The following is an 18,736-nucleotide window of genomic DNA, read 5'->3' as shown; positions in this document are numbered from 1 at the left end:
AATATGAAGGAGCCTGGGAAAGTTTTTCACAAGGGGATCTTTAGATCGTGGATTTAGGTATAAAAATGGAAGTAGAAGAAGAAATGGAAGTGGAAACACGAGTGGAAATGGAAACAGAAAGACTAATTATCCGTAGATTTGTAGCAGAGGATGGGGAGGCTATATACCAATATCTCTCGCTGCCTGAAGTTGTGGCTTTTGAGCCATATGATATTCTGTCTAAGGAAACCTGTATCAAAGAGGCATTATTGCGGCAAGAAGAAGGAGAGCAAGGTCCATTTTGGGCGGTGTGCCTTAAAGATAGTGGGCAAGTGATAGGTCAGATCTATTTCAATCAAGATGGACCCGAACAATTTAGAACATGGGAAGTAGGGTATGTATTTAATCCTGAGTTCTATGGTCAAGGTTATGCGACTGAATCAACCAGAAGAGTAATTCAACATGGATTCGAGGAATTTAAGGCTCATAGAATTACTGCTGCAGCCAATGTTGTCAATCCAGCATCATGGAAACTGTTGGAACGGTTAGGTATGCGAAGGGAAGCTCATATGCTACAGAATGCTACTTTCAAAAGGACCAAGGATGGCGAGCCAATCTGGGTGGATTCGTATCACTATGCCATACTTGCAAGTGAATGGGCATAATTAAAACTGCCTAAGGCTGGGTTCTGTATTCTACTAAGGAGTTGATGAAGGATGAAAGACGAGGGTTTTGTAGAAACTTTTCTGAGAATTTCACTTCATAGAATGTGTGATCTGTACTTTTTGAAATTATGTGAGGCATTCAAGCCCTTGCAACAAGACCATTTATGGGTAGAACAGTATCCCGGTAGTAATTCAGTAGGTGGAATTGTTATTCACGTAACGGAGCATATTCATAGAAACTGTCTTAGATTAACAAACCAAGAACATTTATTAGAACAAGGATTTCATGAATTTTTTCCTAAAGGTGATTATACCCCGCAGCAATTACTTGAGCAGATGAACGAGCAATTGAACTCATGGAAGCAGCTGATCGTTCAATATATTAACAGCCCTGCAGAATTCGACATGGAACATGTTCATCATATTTATCATTTAGTAGAACATGCAAGTTATCATTTAGCACAAGTTATTGATCGAATTCAAGGATTAACAGGAATCAAGTTTGAGTTTTGTAAGCATGGACTGAATGAGCAATTTTTACGGAATAAGATTGAAGCTAGGGAAATTTGATCCTTTAAAATTCATATTTATCAAAATGATTTGGAGGTGATTATTTGGACAGTTTGGTTGAAGTTTACGGTTTAGATCATCCAGAAGATACAGAGATCCAATTTGTCGTGATGTTTTCCAAGTATCAGGGTCGGTGGGGGATAGGTAGGCAGAAAGGGAAGACAACTTGGGAAGTGCAAGGGGGACATCGCGAACCCAATGAAGATTTGAATGAAGCCGCAGCACGTGAACTATATGAAGAATCGGGTGCACGTTCTTTTAGGATAACTCCTGTTACAAAGTATTCCATGACAGTGAATGGGGAAAAGAGTTACGGTTTGTTATATTACTGTGAAATATTGGAATTAGGTAAGTTACCAGAAGAATTTGAAATAGAAGAAGTAAGATGGGTGGAATCTTTTCCAGAGAATATGACTTACGGCAATTTACATAGACTACTTTTTAAGACAATCCAGCAATGGAATATAGAAGAAACAACTTGGAATAGCTTTACAATACCTGAGAAGAAAAGAGAAGATATCAAGCGGTTTGATCAATTAGCACCTCATTGGAAAAATACGCCAGAGTCGATTTCTGTCGCTAGTAGATTAATTGAGTCACTGGGTATTAATAATGATCACAAAATATTAGATGTTGCTTCAGGTACGGGGATATTACTCTCTGTTCTTACCAATATGGAGATTAACCCCAAGAGATATGTAGCTATCGATCTATCAACTAAAATGCTAGAGGAATTAACCAATGAATTTCCGCAAGCAGAGTCCTATTGTATGGATTTCGAGAATAAAATAAAATTCGACTTCTGTTTTGACTATATTATTATTTATGATAGTATCCCGCATTTTGAAAATTTGGATCGGATTTTTAAGAATGCCCACCATAACCTCAAACCAGGAGGAAAGTTCATCATCGCTCATTCTAGGACTAGAGCAGGCATACAAGCTCACCATCAAAGAATCGGATTCAAGAGTCCGCGGGAACCGATCCCGAGCCGTGAAAGATTAATTGAATTATCCTTCAAACATAATTTTAGTAATATGGATGAGGTAGATGAAGAGTTCTTTTATTATTCCGGTGAGAAAAGGTAAAATTTACTAAAGGTTAATAGTGTATGAATACAGCTCTGTTATGAAGGGAGGACCTTCGTAATCAGAGCTGTTTACGTTATTTGGACGGAACGTACATTCTTATTTTGCGCCGAACGTTATGATATACTGTGACTTAGATAACTTGTCCGTTTTTAGCAGTTCGAACTTTTAGATATTCCTTTAGGAGGCATTTTCATGTCACTTCAATTCATTATAGGCCGCTCCGGCAGTGGCAAGAGCAACATGGTCCTGAACGAGATTACCTCCCAGTTACGCGAGAACCCCATAGGTTCACCACTTATTCTGCTTGCACCTGAGCAAGGAACGTTTCAGATTGAGCAGGCCATACTTCAGACACCGGGTCTTCGCGGAACCCTTCGTACCCAAGTGCTTGGTTTCCGGCGTCTAGCTCTACGTGTGATGCAAGAAACGGGCGGTTCAGCCTTGGTTCCGATCAGCGAGGAAGGCAAGAAAATGCTGCTCTACAAAATGATGCGTCGTCACAGGGACGAGCTAAGGCTGTATGGACATGCAGGAGATCAGCTTGGTTTGATCGATGAGATCAATTCCCTGTACACAGAGATGAAGAAGCATAATACGAATTTCGGGGCACTAGAAGACCATCTGCGTTTTCTAGAGAGTTCAGCCACTGATTCTCCATTATTAAGAGATAAACTGCATGATTTGAATCTCTTATATCGCGAGTTTGATGAAGAACTCTCCAAGTTATATATTGATGCCGAGGATCATGTGATCAAGTTGACAGAGGGTGCTCCGAATTCTTCGTACCTTCGAGGGGCTGATATTTGGATTGATGGATTTCATACATTTACGCCTCAAGAATATAGCGCCATTGGCGCTTTATTGACTACGGTTTCGTCTTTGACCGTAGCTCTTACCTTAGATCGTCCCTATGACGATGGGATTCCTCCTCATGAGCTGAATTTGTTTCAACCCACGGCGATAACTTATATGAAGCTGAGCGCATTAGCTGAATCTTTAGGAGTTGAAGTTAAACCGACCAAATGGCTCGATGCTCGCCCTTATCCAAGGTTTAAACATAGTGAGACGTTATCTTACCTGGAATCGGCGTATGAACGACGAATCAGTTGGCCTGATGCCACACCCCCAGCTGATCTTCCTGATTCTCTATCACTTCATGTGGCTGGAGGCCGTCGTATTGAGATAGAGGGGGCGGCTCGTGAAATGGTGCGTTTGGCCAGGGAGGAAGGCGCGCGCTGGCGGGACATGGCATTGTTCGTGCGGAATTTAGGGGATTACGAGCATTTGATTAGTCCTGTATTTGAGGAGTATCGTATTCCTCATTTCTTAGATCAGAAGACCAGTGTCCTTCATCACCCATTGATTGAATTTATAAGAGCGGCACTCGATGTTATTTTGAAATATTGGAAATATGAAGATGTGTTTCGTTGTGTAAAGAGTGATTTTCTACTTCCGCTGGATGGTAGTTTGACGCGTGAAGATATGGATGCACTAGAGAATTATGTCCTAGCAAGTGGAATTCATGGCTATCGTTGGACCGATGGTCAGCCATGGAAAGCGGCCCCTAGTCTATCACTTGAGCCAGGTGAGAATCCGGAAAAGATAACCGAGAACAAGGCGCTTCGCGTGTTGGAGCAGTGCCGCGCGGCGATAACGGGACCGTTATTTTCTTTTGAGAAAAGAATGAAGAAAGCTAAGAGCGCAGCTGATATGTGTGCAGCTGTGTATCATCTGCTCGAAGATATTGAAGCACCACGGCGGCTCGATCTGATGGCCCATCAATGTCTACAAAATGGGCATCCCCAAGGGGCGATGGAGCACCGACAGTTATGGAACGTGATTCTTGAACTGCTAGATCAGATTGTCGAAATGATGGGTGACGAGGAATTAGGCAGTTCTCTGTTCGCTGGTGTCCTCGAGACAGGGCTGAAGGATTTGAAGCTAGCATTAGTACCTCCTTCGCTCGATCAGGTCTTGATCGGTAGCACGGATAGGACGCGTACTAGTCATGTGAAGCATGTGTTTCTGCTAGGCATTAATGAAGGGATTATGCCAGCCAATCTTCAAGATAAAGGTGTGCTGAGTGATCAGGAACGAGTTCGGCTTGCGGAAATTGGGCTAGAATTGGCACCAGGTATGAGTCGCAGATTATTAGACGAACGGTTTCTTATCTATGGGGCGCTTTCTTCAGCTAGTCATTCATTGTGGCTGAGTTATCCAAGTGCTGATGAAAATGGTTCCTCGCTTCTTCCATCTGAGGTCATACGCCATGTGAAGAGAATTTTCCCATTATTAGAGGAAAAGTTTATTAGCGATACTCCTAGTATTTCGGACACGGCCCAGAGTCAATTAGAATACGTGGCGGGGCCAGCGCAGGCACTCACTACGTTAATTAGACAAATGAGGCAGTGGAAAGCAGGTAACGAAATATCTCCACTGTGGTGGAGTGTTCTGGATTGGTATAAGGAACAACCGGAATGGTCCGCTAAAGTCTCACGATTAATGGAATCGCTAGATTATCGAAATCAAGTAGCTAGTTTGAACCCAGCGACTAGTCGAAAATTATATGGTAAGGTGCTGCGCACTAGCGTGTCACGGATGGAAAAATTTTCGGCATGTCCGTTTTCGCATTTCGCATCCCATGGATTGAAGTTGAAGGAAAGAAGAATGTACCGTTTGAAGGCTCCGGATATCGGACAGCTATTTCATGCGGCGCTTAGTTCGATGGCGATTACATTCAAAGAGCAGAATCGAAGCTGGGGGAGCTTGACACCGGAAGAATGTATCCGCGCAGCAGATGCAGCAGTTGAGGTGCTTGTTCCTCAGTTGCAGGGAGAGATTCTACTCAGTTCAAAGCGGTACGGCTACATTTCTCGCAAACTTAAAAATATCGTAGGCCGAGCTTCGGTTATTCTAGGCGAGCAGTCCCGGCGGGGCAGTTTTGAACCGGTAGGTTTGGAACTTGATTTTGGTCCAGGACGACCGCTACCTCCATTAACGTTCGAATTGTCTAACGGATGTGTGATGGAGATCGTAGGTCGGATAGATCGGGTAGATATGGCAGAAGGGGAGAAAGGATTACTTCTTCGTGTCATCGATTATAAATCGAGTCAGACGGATCTCAAACTCCATGAAGTGTATTATGGTTTATCGCTGCAGATGCTTACCTACCTTGATGTGTTGTTAACATCAGCCGAAGTGTGGCTGGGTCGTCCCGCATTGCCTGCGGGTACTTTATATTTTCATGTACACAATCCACTGTTACAGAGCAGTAATGATATGAGCCGTGAAGAGGCTGAGCTAGAAATGCTGAAACGATTCAAAATGAAGGGTTTGCTGTTAGCTGATCGCGATGTCATCGCCCAAATGGACGGGCAATTGGAACGCGGATATTCTGAGATTTTGCCTGTAGCGCTCAAAGCTGACGGTGGATTTTACAGCAGTGCGTCAGTTGCATCGCAAGAACAATGGCGTACCCTTATTGATTCAGTTCGGCATGCTATTGCAGAAATAGGGACGCGTATTACCGATGGAGACGTGAATATTTCACCATACCGACTTGGTACGCAGACAGCTTGTGCTCATTGCGTGTATAAGCCGGTGTGCCGGTTTGAAGAGTCGCTAGAAGGCAGTGCGTATAAGGTGCTCAGCAAACCAGGTAAAGAACAAGTATGGGAACTACTTGAAGCAAGCGGAAGAAAGGAGGAGTAATGATGATGACGATACCCAAACCAGAAGGTAGCTACTGGAGTGATGATCAATGGAAGGCGATTTCGCTCTCCGGTGGAGATATGCTTGTGGCGGCTGCAGCTGGTTCCGGTAAAACCGCGGTGCTGGTCGAGCGGATTATTCGTAAATTGTCGGATCGTGAACGACCGATTAGTGTCGATCGGTTGCTTGTAGCAACCTTTACAAAAGCAGCGGCAGCAGAAATGCGGCAACGGATCACGGAAGCGTTGGAGAAGGAGTTAGCCCAAGATCCAGGCAATGAGCATCTGAGTCGTCAATTGGCTATGCTTGGAAGGGCCTCCATTACGACACTCCATTCCTTCTGTATGGAAGTTATTCAACACTACTACACTTTGATTCCACTTGACCCAGGTTTTCGAATTGCTTCGGAGAGTGAAACAGCATTACTACGTCAGGAAGTGCTGGAAGAACTGTTTGAACAGAAATATGATTTGGAGTCTGTAGGTAGTCCTTTCTTCATGCTGGCTGATTGGTTTGGTGGAGAACGGAGTGATGATGCGGTTTTTACTTTAGTACAGAAATTATATGACTTTTCACGAAGTCATCCTTGGCCAGATTATTGGTTACAACAGGCAGCCGCTGTATTTGAGGCTCCGGACACGGCAGCGATAGAGAAGAGCCCTTGGGTGAGAAGTATCTTAACGGATACAGCATTGACGCTGGGGGGAGCTGCAGATTTGTTGCGGCAAGCACACAATATTGCTTTATCTCCTGGTGGACCTGGGCCATATGCTACAACGCTAGAGGAGGATCTAAGCGTAATTGAGAACTTACTAGCGGCGGTGAAAAATGGGCCATGGTCGGGGCTTTATGAGGTGTTTCAAGGGATCTCATTCGGGAAACTTAAGCCTTGCAAGAAGGATCAGACAGATCCTATGTTGCAAGATCGGGTTAAGACGCTACGCGAAGAGGTTAAGAAGAGTGTTACTGAACTTCGAGTTCAACTATTTGGACGTCCGGCTGAAGTATTCTTAGACGAAATGCATAAAGCTGCACCTCTGATGAAGGAACTCGCCATGTTAATCATCGAATTTGGCGATAAATATCGGCAAGAGAAGGTTGCCAAAGGTTGGTTGGATTTCTCCGATCTGGAGCACTATACTTTACAAATTTTGCGTCATCCCGATTCAACACCGTATGAGGTTATGCCTTCAGCTGCGGCATTGGAATACCAAGTACAATTTGATGAGGTACTACTCGATGAATATCAGGATACGAATACGGTACAAGAGGATATTGTCCGGTTAATTTCCCGCAATAGTCCTGGTAATCGCTTTATGGTTGGGGATGTCAAACAGAGTATTTATCGTTTTCGGCTTGCAGAACCGGGATTGTTTCTAGATAAATATCGGAAATATGGTGACGATTATAGCGGAGATGGTCTGCGGATCGATTTGGCGCGGAATTTCCGAAGTCGCCGTGAAGTCGTTGACGCCGTGAATTTATTGTTCCGGCAAATGATGAATGAAGGTGTCGCTGAGATCTCCTATGATGCAAGGGCGGAGCTGATATATGGTGAAGGATTTCCTGATAGCCCTCAAGGTGACTACAGACCGGAATTGTTATTAATAGACCGAAGTGCGGAATCTTCTTCAGCAGAAGCAAATATCGGAACTGTGGAAGCAGAAGGCGATGAAGCTGGAGCAGAGGAGGAGGCCGCCGAATTGGAGGCCGTCCGGCTTGAGGCACGCGCTATTGCAGCCCGGATTCGAGGAATGATGGGGCAAGACGAGAAGTCGCTCCAAATTTACGATAAACAATTGAAGGAAACGCGTCAGGTTGGATACCGTGATATGGTTATTTTACTGCGGTCCACGTTATCATGGGCACCCATTATGATCGAAGAACTTAGGATGGAAGGGATTCCAGCTTATGGTGAGCTAAGTCAGGGTTATTTTCAGGCTTCAGAAGTGGAGACCATGTTATCGCTACTCCAAATTATTGATAACCCTTTGCAAGACATTCCGTTAGCAGCCGTTCTCCGCTCCCCGTTATATACTTTATCGGAGGAGGAGCTTGCCCAGGTGAGATTGGCAGCTCCGAGTGGCAGCTTCTTTCATGCTGTACAGGCTGCTGCTAAAGGTGCAGAAGAACAAAACTTAGATCTTATGTTTAGTGATGAACCCTTAGTAGCTAAGTTGAATACGTTTCTGGATCAGCTGGAGGCTTGGCGCAATATGGCAAGAGAAGGTGAGTTGAGCCGTTTAATCTGGAGCATATATCGTGAGACTGGATATTTGGATTGGGTCGGTGGCTTACCAGGTGGCTCCCAGCGTCAAGGGAATTTAACGGCGCTACATGATCGGGCTAGACAATATGAAATGTCATCATCTTCCCGGGGGTTATTTAGATTTCTACGATATGTAACGAGGCTAAGGGAAAATGGTGGAGATCTCGGTGCAGCAGCAACTACGGGTGAACAAGGTGATGCTGTACGAATCATGACGATCCATAAGAGTAAAGGATTAGAGTTTCCAGTCGTTTTCGTGGCGGGACTCTCCAAGATGTTTAACCGTCAGGATTTAAATGCACCTTTTCTAGTCCATAAAGAAATGGGCTTTGGTCCGAAATTTGTAGACGGAGACACGCGAGTTAGTTATCCAACATTACCGAATCTCGCCATCCGCAGGCGTGCGGGGATGGAACTGCTTGCTGAGGAGATGCGAGTATTATATGTTGCTCTGACAAGACCAAAGGACAAGCTCGTATTGATATCTTCAGTGAAAAATTTGACTAAATCGGTCGAAGTTTGGGCTGGGGCACTGGAAGCTCTCGAGGAGAAACTACCAGATTTCCTCTTGGCCCGTGCTCGTTGCTATCTTGATTGGTTAGGTCCTTCCCTTATTCGCCATCCGGCGGCCGCTGAGCTACGTCGATTTGGGGGACTGTCTGAGACTTCACCTATCGTATTAGCAGAGAACCCTTCGGATTGGATTATCGATTTCGTGCCTTCAAGAGAGATTGTAATGTCAGTAACAGCGGAAGCGGCAGCCGTTAAGGAAGATCGAGAGCAGGAGATTTCTACGCTCTCCGGTGACCCGGTCACTATTCGTGGGACAAGAGATGAAGAACTGCAGAAGGTTGTCGATTCTAAACTGAATTGGTCGTATCCTTATGAGTCTGCAAGTCGTATTTCTGCTAAGACATCCGTGACTGAAATGAAAGCTCTATTGGCGGCGCAAGAAGAGCCATCAGAAGATGTCTTTGCCAGGGAAGAACTTAAGAGGGAACTGGAATCACCTAATTCGGAGATTGACTTTAGATTACACTTACGCCGTCCGCGGTTCATCGAGCAGCGACATATGACCCCTACTGAACGGGGGACCGCTTATCATACCGTGATGCAGCATCTTTCTTTTGAGCTAGAAGCAGGGGAACAAACCGTACAGGATACGCTGAATCGACTTGTCATGTTGCAGATTATGACGCCAGAGCAGGCGAAGGAAATGGATGTTGTAAGGATTGCCGATTTCTTGCGTAGTCCGCTAGGAGAATTGCTGCGCAGAGCGGATTGGGTAAAACGGGAAATGCCGTTCAGTTATGGTCTACCAGTACTAGAAGCTTATCCGCGATTAGCACCACCGATAAGTGGTAGTAGCACAGGTGATCTAGTTGAAACTGGCGAAGGAAGTAGATTTAGCCAAGAACTCGCAGGAGAAATGGTCCTCATTCAAGGGATAGTAGACTGCCTATTCTCCGTGGATGGACGGTTGTATCTGCTAGATTATAAGAGTGACCGAGTTCTGGAACACCGAGGGGGAGTCTCCGAATTGAGCGAATCTTATCGCTTCCAATTAGAATTGTACGGAGACGCGGTGGAACAGATTACGGGACTTACGGTAGATGAGAAATGGTTGTATTTCTTTGATAGCGGGGATGCCATCAGGTTGTAGAGGTTGTTCAAAAAGCCATCTATTGATCAAGAAGCTTATCGAGAAGCGGATTCGACATCGAATCTTGAATTCAGCCGGGCCCTCTGGTGCTGAATATCTGACTTTTTGAACACGCACTTGTAATAAAGAAAAGGTATAACAGTGAGGCAAAGTTAGAGGGGGAGAAAGACGATGCGTATTTTGCATACAGGAGATTGGCATTTGGGCCGAACGCTAGAAGGAAGGAGCCGTTTGCAGGAACAGGAAAAGTTCCTTGATGAGCTTGTCGCTATGGCGGAAGATCAACAGGCCGATATGATTATGATGGCGGGGGACGTATACGATAGTGTTAATCCACCAGCTGCAGCCGAAGGAATGTTCTACGAAGCAGCGGCTCGGCTCAGTCAAAATGGACGCCAATTGGTCGTTATCGCTGGAAACCATGATCAACCTGAACGGGTAGCGGCGGCTTCTCCTTTAGTATGGCAACAGGGCATTACATTAGTTGGACTTCCCTCTCCAGAGGCGATTAAAATTCACATACCTCGCACCGCGGAGACGGCCATCATTGCGGCATTACCTTATCCATCAGAAGCACGTCTCTCTGAGTTACTTGCCGGAGAGGGGGATGAGGTAGAGCTACGTGTGGCTTATAGTGCCAAGGTTGGTCGGCTGATGCGACAGCTGGCAAGCTCCTTTAGCCCGAATACGGTTAATTTAGCGATGAGCCACATTTACGTACTCGGCGGAGTTGAAAGTGACTCCGAACGGCCTATTCAAGTTGGTGGTGCTTATACGGTTGATCCTTCAGCGCTGGATATTGGAGCACAATACACAGCACTGGGTCATTTGCATCGCCCTCAGGCTGTAAAGGGAAGCGGGATGATCCGTTATAGCGGATCTCCTCTTGCCTACAGCTTTTCTGAAGCGGGACAGGCGAAGTCTGTCATGATGTTAGATATTACTCCAGGAGAGGCTCCGCGGACTGAGGAGTTATTTATTAGTAGTGGTCGTCCGCTGGTCAAATGGGCCTGCCGTGGCGGACTTGATGAGGTTCGGCGCTGGCTTGATGAAGGCAGGGATAGTCATGCCTTCATAGACCTTGAGATCAGCTTAACGGAAGCGATGTCGCTTGGGGACATTCAATCTCTGCGAAAAGCACATGAGGGTATCATTCATATCCGTCCTCTTTACCCTGCTCTTGAGGAAGAAGCTACATTAACTTCTCGCGCTCAGATGCCTGTTCCTGAGTTATTCCGCAAGTTCTATCAGCGGCAAAGTGGAGGGGCGGAGCCAGAAGAGGAACTGGTTGAGTTATTTATGTCTCTCATTGCGAGTGACGATGAACTCAAGGTTGGGGAGGAGGATGAATAAGTGAAGCCGATATCACTGAAGCTCTCGGGGTTACAGAGTTACCGGGAGATGCAAGAAATAGATTTTAGTGCACTATGTGAGATGGGTTTGTTCGGGATATTTGGTCCTACGGGCAGTGGAAAGTCTACTATTTTGGACGCAATCACCCTTGCGATGTATGGCAAGGTGGGCCGTGCTTCAGGCGGAACGCAAGGAATTATGAACCAATCGGAGGATTCATTATTCGTATCCTTTACCTTCGAATTAATGTCTGCAAAAGGTACTGAACGTTATCGGGTGGAGAGACGTTTCAAACGGCAAAATGAATTGTCTATCAGTAATACGATCAGTCGCTTTATCGAAGTTTTGCCAGAAGGGGAGCAGGTAAAGGCTGATAAGCTAGCTGATGTAACAAGATGTGTTGAGGAGAAAATTGGACTTAAAATGGACGACTTCACCCGGGCTGTCGTCTTGCCACAGGGTAAGTTTGCCGAGTTCCTATCGCTGAAAGGTGCCGATCGGAGAGCCATGCTCCAGCGATTATTTCACTTGGAGAAATACGGAGATTTACTAGGGCAGAAGCTAGCTCGTAAAGTGAAGGAGACGGACAATTCGTTGCGTGAGCTAAACGCGGAACAGCAGGGGCTTGGCAATGCCTCAGAGGAAATGCTGCGAGAAGCGGAAGCGATGATGAAAGGGGCGATCTTATTAGCTGAGACTCGGCGCCGTGAACTGGGAGATGCACAGCAACGCTTCGATCAACTCGTTAAGGTGCGTGAGCTTGCTCTGGAGCACAACCGGCGCACTACGGAGCTTAAGGCACTGCAGGAGCGCGAGGGTGCGATAGCAGAATTAGAAGCGAAGCTTGCCAAAGCGACTGCCTCGGAGCAAATAAGGCCGACGCTGACGGCCTGGAAGGAGGCGGAGCGGCTCCTAGCGGAGCGGGAGTCATTGGCGGAAGCTGCCCATAAGGCCGCGCAGGAGGCGGAGGCCTTGGCTACACAGGCGGTTGCTAAGGCGGAAGCCGCCACGGCTTTACTTGGACGCGAGGAGCCGCTCCTACTGCAGCGGCTCGATCAACTGGAGCAGGCCAGAATATTGCAGCGAGAATGCGATGCTTTGCTCTTGGAGTTTCGCGAGTTACAGCGCAAGTCGCAGGAAGGTAACGCACGACGGTTGCTGCTGAGTGAGGAGACGCAGAAAGAGGAACAGCTCCTTGCTAAGGCACAACATCGGAAGCAGGAGCTTGAAGAACTGCTGAAGGGTTGCGAAGTTAAGGCTTCTGAACGCCGAGAAGTTCAGATAGCGGGAGAACGCGAACAGGCCCTACAGATGCTGCAGGAGCAATTGTCTAGAGCAGAGGTAGAGGAAAGCGGGCATCGCACTAAGGCTGAAGAATGCGCCTTACGATTGAAAGATATTACGCTGAAAGAGCAAGAGGCGGAATTCGTGTGTAGGAACATGGCTGCTTCGTTAGTACAAACTGCTACCGATCTGTTCGCGATAGAGTCACGCGCTATCGCTTGTAGCGATGCCTTAAGCCTTCAAGAAGTAGCCATGCGGCAAGCGCTCAAAGATCGAGAGAATCGTGTATGGTCACTTACTTTGGCTGAAGGATTGCAAGATGGACAATCCTGTCCGGTATGTGGATCGGTCCATCATCCGCAGCCAGCACTTGCAGGGATTGACGATAGCTCAGGAAGCGAAATACAACTTGATGAGATCGCAAACTTACAGGGCCAAATTCGTGAGCTTCGCTATGCGTTATCTAGAGATATAGACAACTGCCTCAGTCTCCTTGAGCTGTTAGGCGCTCCAGAAGCAGAAGGATTAAGCTCGCTTGCTCGGAATCAAGTCGCGACTAGTCTGGATTCATCTGAGAAAGAATCCGAACCAGGCAGCATAGAATCGATGATAGGAGCACTGGAAGCCGGCCGTGAGGCTTTGAACTTAAGTCAGCAGCATCATACTTTGCACTCCATTCTGGAAGAGCTGCAAAGGGATAGTAAGGCTGCTACAGCCGCACGGATCAAGTTGCAGCCATTGCGTACAGCTGCGGAGGTGGATATGTCATCTGCTTCTGGACTGTTGGAACAATCGAAGCTTCGAAGCGAGTCACTTCGAAATGAGCTTCATATCAAGAAGCAGGAATGGGAGAAAGAACAACCACAAGGTTCCTTAGAATCTGCTTCTGCACGCTTGAAACTAATTCAAGATAAGGATGCTAAAGCTGAAGAGATCAAACAGCGCCTTGCCCTTAGTGTACCTTTTATCGAAGAGAAGGGTGCTAAATTGTTAGCACTGGGGCGTGATGTTGTTGAATTAGATAAGGTCCTGTTACAGCTTGATACGCAGCAACAAGGTAAAGAGGAACTGCTTAAGGATAAGCAGGAGCGGTTGAGGATCTGGACTGGCGGGGCTGATGTGGAGAAATTATGGAATGAAGCGAATCAGCGTTTACAAGCGCTTCGCCTAGATGCTCAAGAGAGTACCCTTCGCCAAAGCCAGGCGCTATCGCAGAGCCATGAGTTTGCCAAAGCTGATGTACTCGCCAGACAGGCCGCGATAGCGGCTCAGGAGCAGAAACAAGCTCTGATGCAACGTTGGCAGGGGGAATTGGAGACTTCACCGTTTGCAAGTGAAGAAGAAGTGAAGGAAGCAATGATCGATGGTGGAATGATCCAGAGTTTTACTGAGCAGATCAGGTTGCACAGAGACAACGAACGAGAACTCCAAATTGGACTTAAAGAACTGGATACAAAGCTGGATGGTAGAGTGGTGACTGACGAAGAGTGGAGTCATTGTTCTACAAAACTGGCCCTAGCCAAAGAACAGGATGAGGAAGCGCTGCAGAATAAGGCTCGAACTGAGCGTGATCTTGAAGATCTTCAGACCAGGCATATTCGTTGGAGGGAACTAGAAGAGAGACGGATCAAGCTTCAACATGAAGCAGGATTGCTCAGTAAATTACAATCTTCACTCCGAGGTAATGCATTTGTTGAGTATGTGGCTGAAGAACAGCTCATGAATGTTAGTCAAGCAGCTTCACAGCGTTTAAGGTTCCTGACGAAGCAACGCTATGCATTGGAGACGGATTCTAGCGGTGGATTTGTCATATGCGACGATGCGAATGGCGGAGTGAAACGTCCGGTAGCTACCCTTTCTGGTGGGGAGACATTCCTCACCTCACTCGCACTGGCACTGGCGCTCTCTGCCCAGATCCAACTTCGCGGACAATATCCGCTACAGTTCTTTTTCCTTGATGAAGGGTTTGGGACACTGGACCCCGAATTGCTAGATACTGTAATTACATCGTTGGAGCATCTGCATCATGATCATCTCTCTGTAGGGATCATTAGCCATGTTGCAGAATTGCGAGCTCGCTTACCACGTAAGCTGGTAGTTATACCAGCGGAAAGCGGTGGCGAAGGCTCCAGGGCTGTATTGGAAAATTTATGATATTTTATTTTTGGTTGTGATGTACATCACAGATACAGCTTCAACCTGCTGTTATACTACAGTTAGCCGACATCATATTTGAAGCACCCCGTCGGACGTATTGGTGACAGAGCATCTGAATCGTTATTCGGTCCAATACGTCCGTACGACCAGCAAACCTTCTTGATAGAAGGAGCAGGGTGCTTCTTTTTTTTGTCTTTTTTCGGTATGATGGTACATATTCCTTGTAGGAGGGCTACGAAGATGGATAATTGTTTGTTTTGCAAAATAGTAGAAGGAACGATTCCTAGTAACAAAGTTTATGAGGACGATTCTTTTCTTGTGTTCCATGATATCGAGCCAGCAGCACCGACTCACGTATTGATTATTCCGAAGAAGCATATCGCTTCGATGAATGATGTACAGTCTGGGGACTTTGCGATGATTGGAGAATTGCACCGTGTTGCCCAAAATGTTGCTGAGAAACTGGGGGTAGCCGACACTGGCTATCGGTTGATCAACAACTGTGGTCCGGATAGTGGACAAGCTGTTGCGCACATTCATTACCATTTGCTTGGGGGTTCTAAATTAGGAGCTTTGGTACAAAATTCGCAGTCTCACGCCTAAAAGAAATAGCACTAAAGAAATTGGAAGAGAAAAAACCTAAGAGTCAGGTTGACACCCTATTTATTATTCCCCTATAATGAAGTGTGATGAACCGTGTTATAAGCTCTTGGACGGTCTGGTCGGAGGGAGGGAAAACTGGTGTCTGAAACTAAAGTTCGCAAAAACGAGACAATTGATGCTGCACTTCGTCGCTTTAAGCGCTCCATTGCAAAAGATGGTGTATTGGCTGAGGTGAAGAAACGCAAGCATTATGAAAAGCCAAGCGTAAAGCGCAAGAAAAAGTCCGAGGCTGCTCGTAAGAGAAAGTTTTAGGAGGATTTAAGTCACTATGAATCTTAGCGAGCGATTGAACGAAGATATGAAGCAAGCGATGAAGAGTCAAGACAAGTTCAAGCTCTCCACTATTCGAATGGTTCGTGCCACGATGAAGAATCTTGAGATAGATTTGAAAAGAACTTTGAACGATAATGAAGTGCTTGATATCCTAAGTCGTGAGATCAAACAGCGCAAAGATGCCCTCCAAGAATTTGAGAAAGCGGGTCGTAATGACCTTGCCGAAAAAGTTAAAGCGGAAGCGGAGATCTTAGCCGAGTACCTTCCCGAACAGTTAAGCGAAGAAGAAATTAAAGTCATTGTACAGCAGACCATCCAGGAAACCGGTGCCTCTTCGAAAGCTGATATCGGGAAAGTGATGAGCGCGTTAATGCCCAAGGTTAAAGGACGGGCAGATGGCAAGCTTGTAAACCAGGCGGTTCAACAGCTACTGCAATAGCCTACTCAACGAACACCTTCTACTATGTAGAAGGTGTTTTTTCCTTTTTCACCGTTTCTCATAAATCAGTGCCTCCTCGCATAATTTGTACAGTAGAGGAAGGAGGACTGCACTTTATGAGCCGGATTGCTCGCAAATTCCGTAAATGGACGGTCGATGTACTCGACTTGCCCAGAGATCTCATGTTTGATTTGCCCAGGCTCACCTTGATCGGAGGTAAGCAATTGTACATAGAGAACCACCGTGGTGTGATTCACTTTTCACCTCAGGAACTTCATCTTGAACTAAGTCATGGAACGATGGAGGTCGAGGGAAAAGGGCTGGTGATCAAAGCCATTATGCCAGATGAAGTTTTCGTTGAAGGTACCATTTTGGGCATCAAATATCGAGGAACGGAGGATGAACAGTGAAATCACCAGTATTATCCCGTTTACGGGGATTTGTAACCATTGTCGTGCGTAGTAAACAGGAGAAGCAGATTGAAATTTTTATTAATGAGTTAGCCAAGCGGAATATTGAAGTGTGGGATTTAAGACCATTAACGAATGGAAATATGGAATTAAATATTCAACTAGCGGATTTTTTCTCTTTACGTCCGCTTTTAAAGGGGACAGGCTGCAGACTGCATGTTAAACGACGTTATGGTATGCCATTCATGTTGGAGCGTCTGTGGAGAAGAAAATGGTTTATCCTAGGTTTTGCCATGTTTATCGCTGTGATCTTCAGCCTGACTTCACTAGTATGGTCTGTGCAAGTCAAAGGCAATGAGAAAATAGTAACTGAGGATGTACTAAATGCAGCGCGTCAGGAAGGTATTTATCCATTCCAATGGATTTTTCGGTTAAAGGCACAGGACAAGTTATCTGCTGAATTAACCCGTAAACTGCCGGGTACCTCCTGGGTAGGTGTCTCTCGTACGGGAACAGTGATTACTATTCAGATTGTCGAAGCTAATGTCCCAAAGGAACAGGAGCTGCATAACCCTCAGGATTTAGTTAGTAAAGCGGATGCGGTAGTGACTCATATTTATGCTGAGAAGGGTTTGCCGCAAGTAAGGAAGAATGATCGGGTTAAGAAGGGCCAAGTGCTTATTTCAGGTCTGCAGGGTGGTCAAGCCGTCGTGTCTAAAGGTGAGGTCAAAGGAATTGTATGGCACGAGTACAATATAGAGGTACCTCTAGTTCACAAACAGAAGGTATATACAGGAGAGTCGAAACAGCGTGGTTTTTTATATTTTGGGAAAACAGCTGTTCAGCTGTCTGGATATGGTAAGTTAGGTTATGAACAGTCGCAAACCTTAGTTGAGCTTGATCCATTATCTTGGCGGGATATCAAGCTACCTATAGGGTGGATGACCGAGAAAGTATATGAAACGACGGAAATTGAGTTGAAACGTTCTCAGGAGAATGCAAAAAAGGAAGGGATAGTACGAGCACAAAGAGATATTGTGGCTAAATACGGTGTAAACTCGGCTATTCTAGAACAAAAAATTTTGCATGAGAAGACAGACAATGGTAAAGTTTATATGAAAGTGCTTTTTGAAGTAGAACAGGATATAGCAGAAGAACTTCCAATAGTACAAGATCAAGGAGAATGAGGCTACTTGGCAGAACAATTCGACAGCATCAAAATTAGTCTTCAGAATGTAACGGAGGCTCTATCCCTATTTGGACCCCAAGACGCCTTCCTAAAATTGATTGAAGAACGTCTAGATGTCAGCATCAGCCTACGAGAATCGGAAATCACTATTCGCGTAGCTAGTAATGAAGTAGAGATCGTTCAGCAATTGTTCGAAGTATTGCTGAAATTAGTTCGCAACGGGTATATTTTGACCGAGAGAGACTTGCTGTATGCTATCGATTTGGCAAAGGATCTACGCGCAGATCAATTACTTGATTTATATAAAGGTGAAATTGCCGTAACTTTTCGTGGCAAACCGCTTCGGGTGAAAACGATCGGGCAGAAACATTATGTCACTACGATCAAGAAAAAGGATGTTGTATTCGGTGTTGGACCGGCGGGTACAGGTAAAACTTATCTTGCTGTTGTATTAGCCATCGTGGCGCTGAAGGAAGGTTCTGTGAAACGTATTATTTTGACGCGGCCAGCCGTGGAAGCCGGAGAAAGTCTCGGATTCCTTCCAGGGGACCTTCAGGAGAAAGTAGACCCTTATTTGCGTCCATTATATGACGCTTTATACGATGTTATGGGTCCAGAACAGACAGCCAAGGCATTAGAGCGGGGCTTGATTGAGATCGCTCCACTTGCCTATATGCGCGGTCGGACATTAGATGACTCTTTTATTATTTTAGATGAAGCTCAGAACACGACCCCTGAACAGATGAAGATGTTTCTTACGCGTCTGGGGATTGGATCTAAGATGGTTATAACCGGTGATGTTACGCAGATCGATTTGCCTAAAGGGAGAAAATCAGGGCTAATTGAAGCTCGAAGTATCTTGCAGAACATCGATGAGATCGGATTTGTTGCTTTTACGGAAAGTGATGTTGTTAGACATTCACTCGTTCAGAAAATTATAGTTGCTTATGACCGTGCCGCTGAAAACCAGGGTTAATTATCCAACTCTCGTACCTCCCGCAAGTAGATCTGGTATAAGCT

The 18,736-nt window shown here is 45.8% G+C and carries 13 protein-coding genes; all 13 read left to right on the top strand.

The window, feature by feature from the left end:
- Positions 1 to 47 precede the first annotated feature (47 nt).
- Complete coding sequence (locus tag IEW05_RS13895) at positions 48 to 644, top strand: GNAT family N-acetyltransferase (protein WP_229753369.1); 597 nt, start codon at positions 48 to 50, stop codon at positions 642 to 644.
- Between the two features lie 51 nt (positions 645 to 695).
- Positions 696 to 1,214 (top strand): DinB family protein, encoded by a 519-nt coding sequence (locus IEW05_RS13890; protein ID WP_188539688.1) that lies wholly within the window; start codon positions 696 to 698, stop codon positions 1,212 to 1,214.
- 44 nt (positions 1,215 to 1,258) lie between these two features.
- Positions 1,259 to 2,302, top strand: coding sequence for a methyltransferase domain-containing protein (locus tag IEW05_RS13885; RefSeq protein WP_188539686.1), 1,044 nt, complete (start codon positions 1,259 to 1,261; stop codon positions 2,300 to 2,302).
- 195 nt (positions 2,303 to 2,497) lie between these two features.
- Positions 2,498 to 6,016 carry a helicase-exonuclease AddAB subunit AddB gene (gene addB / locus IEW05_RS13880; RefSeq protein WP_188539683.1) on the top strand — a complete coding sequence of 1,173 codons (3,519 nt, stop codon included), beginning with the start codon at positions 2,498 to 2,500 and terminating at the stop codon, positions 6,014 to 6,016.
- Positions 6,016 to 9,948 carry a helicase-exonuclease AddAB subunit AddA gene (gene addA / locus IEW05_RS13875; RefSeq protein ID WP_373285801.1) on the top strand — a complete coding sequence of 1,311 codons (3,933 nt, stop codon included), beginning with the start codon at positions 6,016 to 6,018 and terminating at the stop codon, positions 9,946 to 9,948. The genes addB and addA overlap by 1 nt, the downstream gene beginning before the upstream one ends.
- Before the next feature lie 171 nt (positions 9,949 to 10,119).
- Positions 10,120 to 11,301, top strand: coding sequence for an exonuclease SbcCD subunit D (locus IEW05_RS13870; protein ID WP_188539679.1), 1,182 nt, complete (start codon positions 10,120 to 10,122; stop codon positions 11,299 to 11,301).
- On the top strand, positions 11,302 to 14,739 hold the full coding sequence (locus IEW05_RS13865; protein ID WP_188539677.1) for an AAA family ATPase: 3,438 nt from the start codon (positions 11,302 to 11,304) through the stop codon (positions 14,737 to 14,739). It abuts the gene before it with no gap.
- 243 nt (positions 14,740 to 14,982) lie between these two features.
- The gene (locus IEW05_RS13860; RefSeq protein WP_188539675.1) at positions 14,983 to 15,345 is read left to right on the top strand and encodes a histidine triad nucleotide-binding protein; all 363 of its coding nucleotides are present in this window, start codon (positions 14,983 to 14,985) and stop codon (positions 15,343 to 15,345) included.
- A 138-nt stretch (positions 15,346 to 15,483) separates the two neighbouring features.
- Positions 15,484 to 15,657, top strand: a complete 174-nt coding sequence (gene rpsU, locus IEW05_RS13855; protein WP_005547957.1) for a 30S ribosomal protein S21 — start codon at positions 15,484 to 15,486, stop codon at positions 15,655 to 15,657.
- A gap of 16 nt (positions 15,658 to 15,673) precedes the next feature.
- Complete coding sequence (locus IEW05_RS13850; protein ID WP_188539673.1) at positions 15,674 to 16,117, top strand: GatB/YqeY domain-containing protein; 444 nt, start codon at positions 15,674 to 15,676, stop codon at positions 16,115 to 16,117.
- A 116-nt stretch (positions 16,118 to 16,233) separates the two neighbouring features.
- Positions 16,234 to 16,527 carry a sporulation protein YqfC gene (gene yqfC / locus IEW05_RS13845; protein ID WP_188539671.1) on the top strand — a complete coding sequence of 98 codons (294 nt, stop codon included), beginning with the start codon at positions 16,234 to 16,236 and terminating at the stop codon, positions 16,525 to 16,527.
- On the top strand, positions 16,524 to 17,714 hold the full coding sequence (gene yqfD / locus IEW05_RS13840) for a sporulation protein YqfD (RefSeq protein ID WP_188539670.1): 1,191 nt from the start codon (positions 16,524 to 16,526) through the stop codon (positions 17,712 to 17,714). The genes yqfC and yqfD overlap by 4 nt, the downstream gene beginning before the upstream one ends.
- Before the next feature lie 6 nt (positions 17,715 to 17,720).
- Entirely contained in the window at positions 17,721 to 18,692 is a 972-nt protein-coding gene (locus tag IEW05_RS13835; protein ID WP_188539668.1) for a PhoH family protein, read from the top strand.
- Positions 18,693 to 18,736 lie beyond the last annotated feature (44 nt).

The organism is Paenibacillus segetis, assembly GCF_014639155.1.
Taxonomy (GTDB): Bacteria; Bacillota; Bacilli; order Paenibacillales; family Paenibacillaceae; genus Fontibacillus; species Fontibacillus segetis.
The sequence above is the reverse complement of the archived record's forward strand: the minus strand, read 5'-3'. Positions and strand labels throughout refer to the sequence as shown.

What these genes read in the sequence shown, in the direction of transcription:
- IEW05_RS13890 (WP_188539688.1), top strand. Translation starts at nt 696, where the DNA reads ATGAAAGACGAGGGTTTTGTAGAAACTTTTCTGAGAATTTCACTTCAT.
- addB (WP_188539683.1), top strand. Translation starts at nt 2,498, where the DNA reads ATGTCACTTCAATTCATTATAGGCCGCTCCGGCAGTGGCAAGAGCAAC.
- addA (WP_373285801.1), top strand. Translation starts at nt 6,016, where the DNA reads ATGATGATGACGATACCCAAACCAGAAGGTAGCTACTGGAGTGATGAT.
- IEW05_RS13870 (WP_188539679.1), top strand. Translation starts at nt 10,120, where the DNA reads ATGCGTATTTTGCATACAGGAGATTGGCATTTGGGCCGAACGCTAGAA.
- IEW05_RS13860 (WP_188539675.1), top strand. Translation starts at nt 14,983, where the DNA reads ATGGATAATTGTTTGTTTTGCAAAATAGTAGAAGGAACGATTCCTAGT.
- IEW05_RS13850 (WP_188539673.1), top strand. Translation starts at nt 15,674, where the DNA reads ATGAATCTTAGCGAGCGATTGAACGAAGATATGAAGCAAGCGATGAAG.
- yqfC (WP_188539671.1), top strand. Translation starts at nt 16,234, where the DNA reads ATGAGCCGGATTGCTCGCAAATTCCGTAAATGGACGGTCGATGTACTC.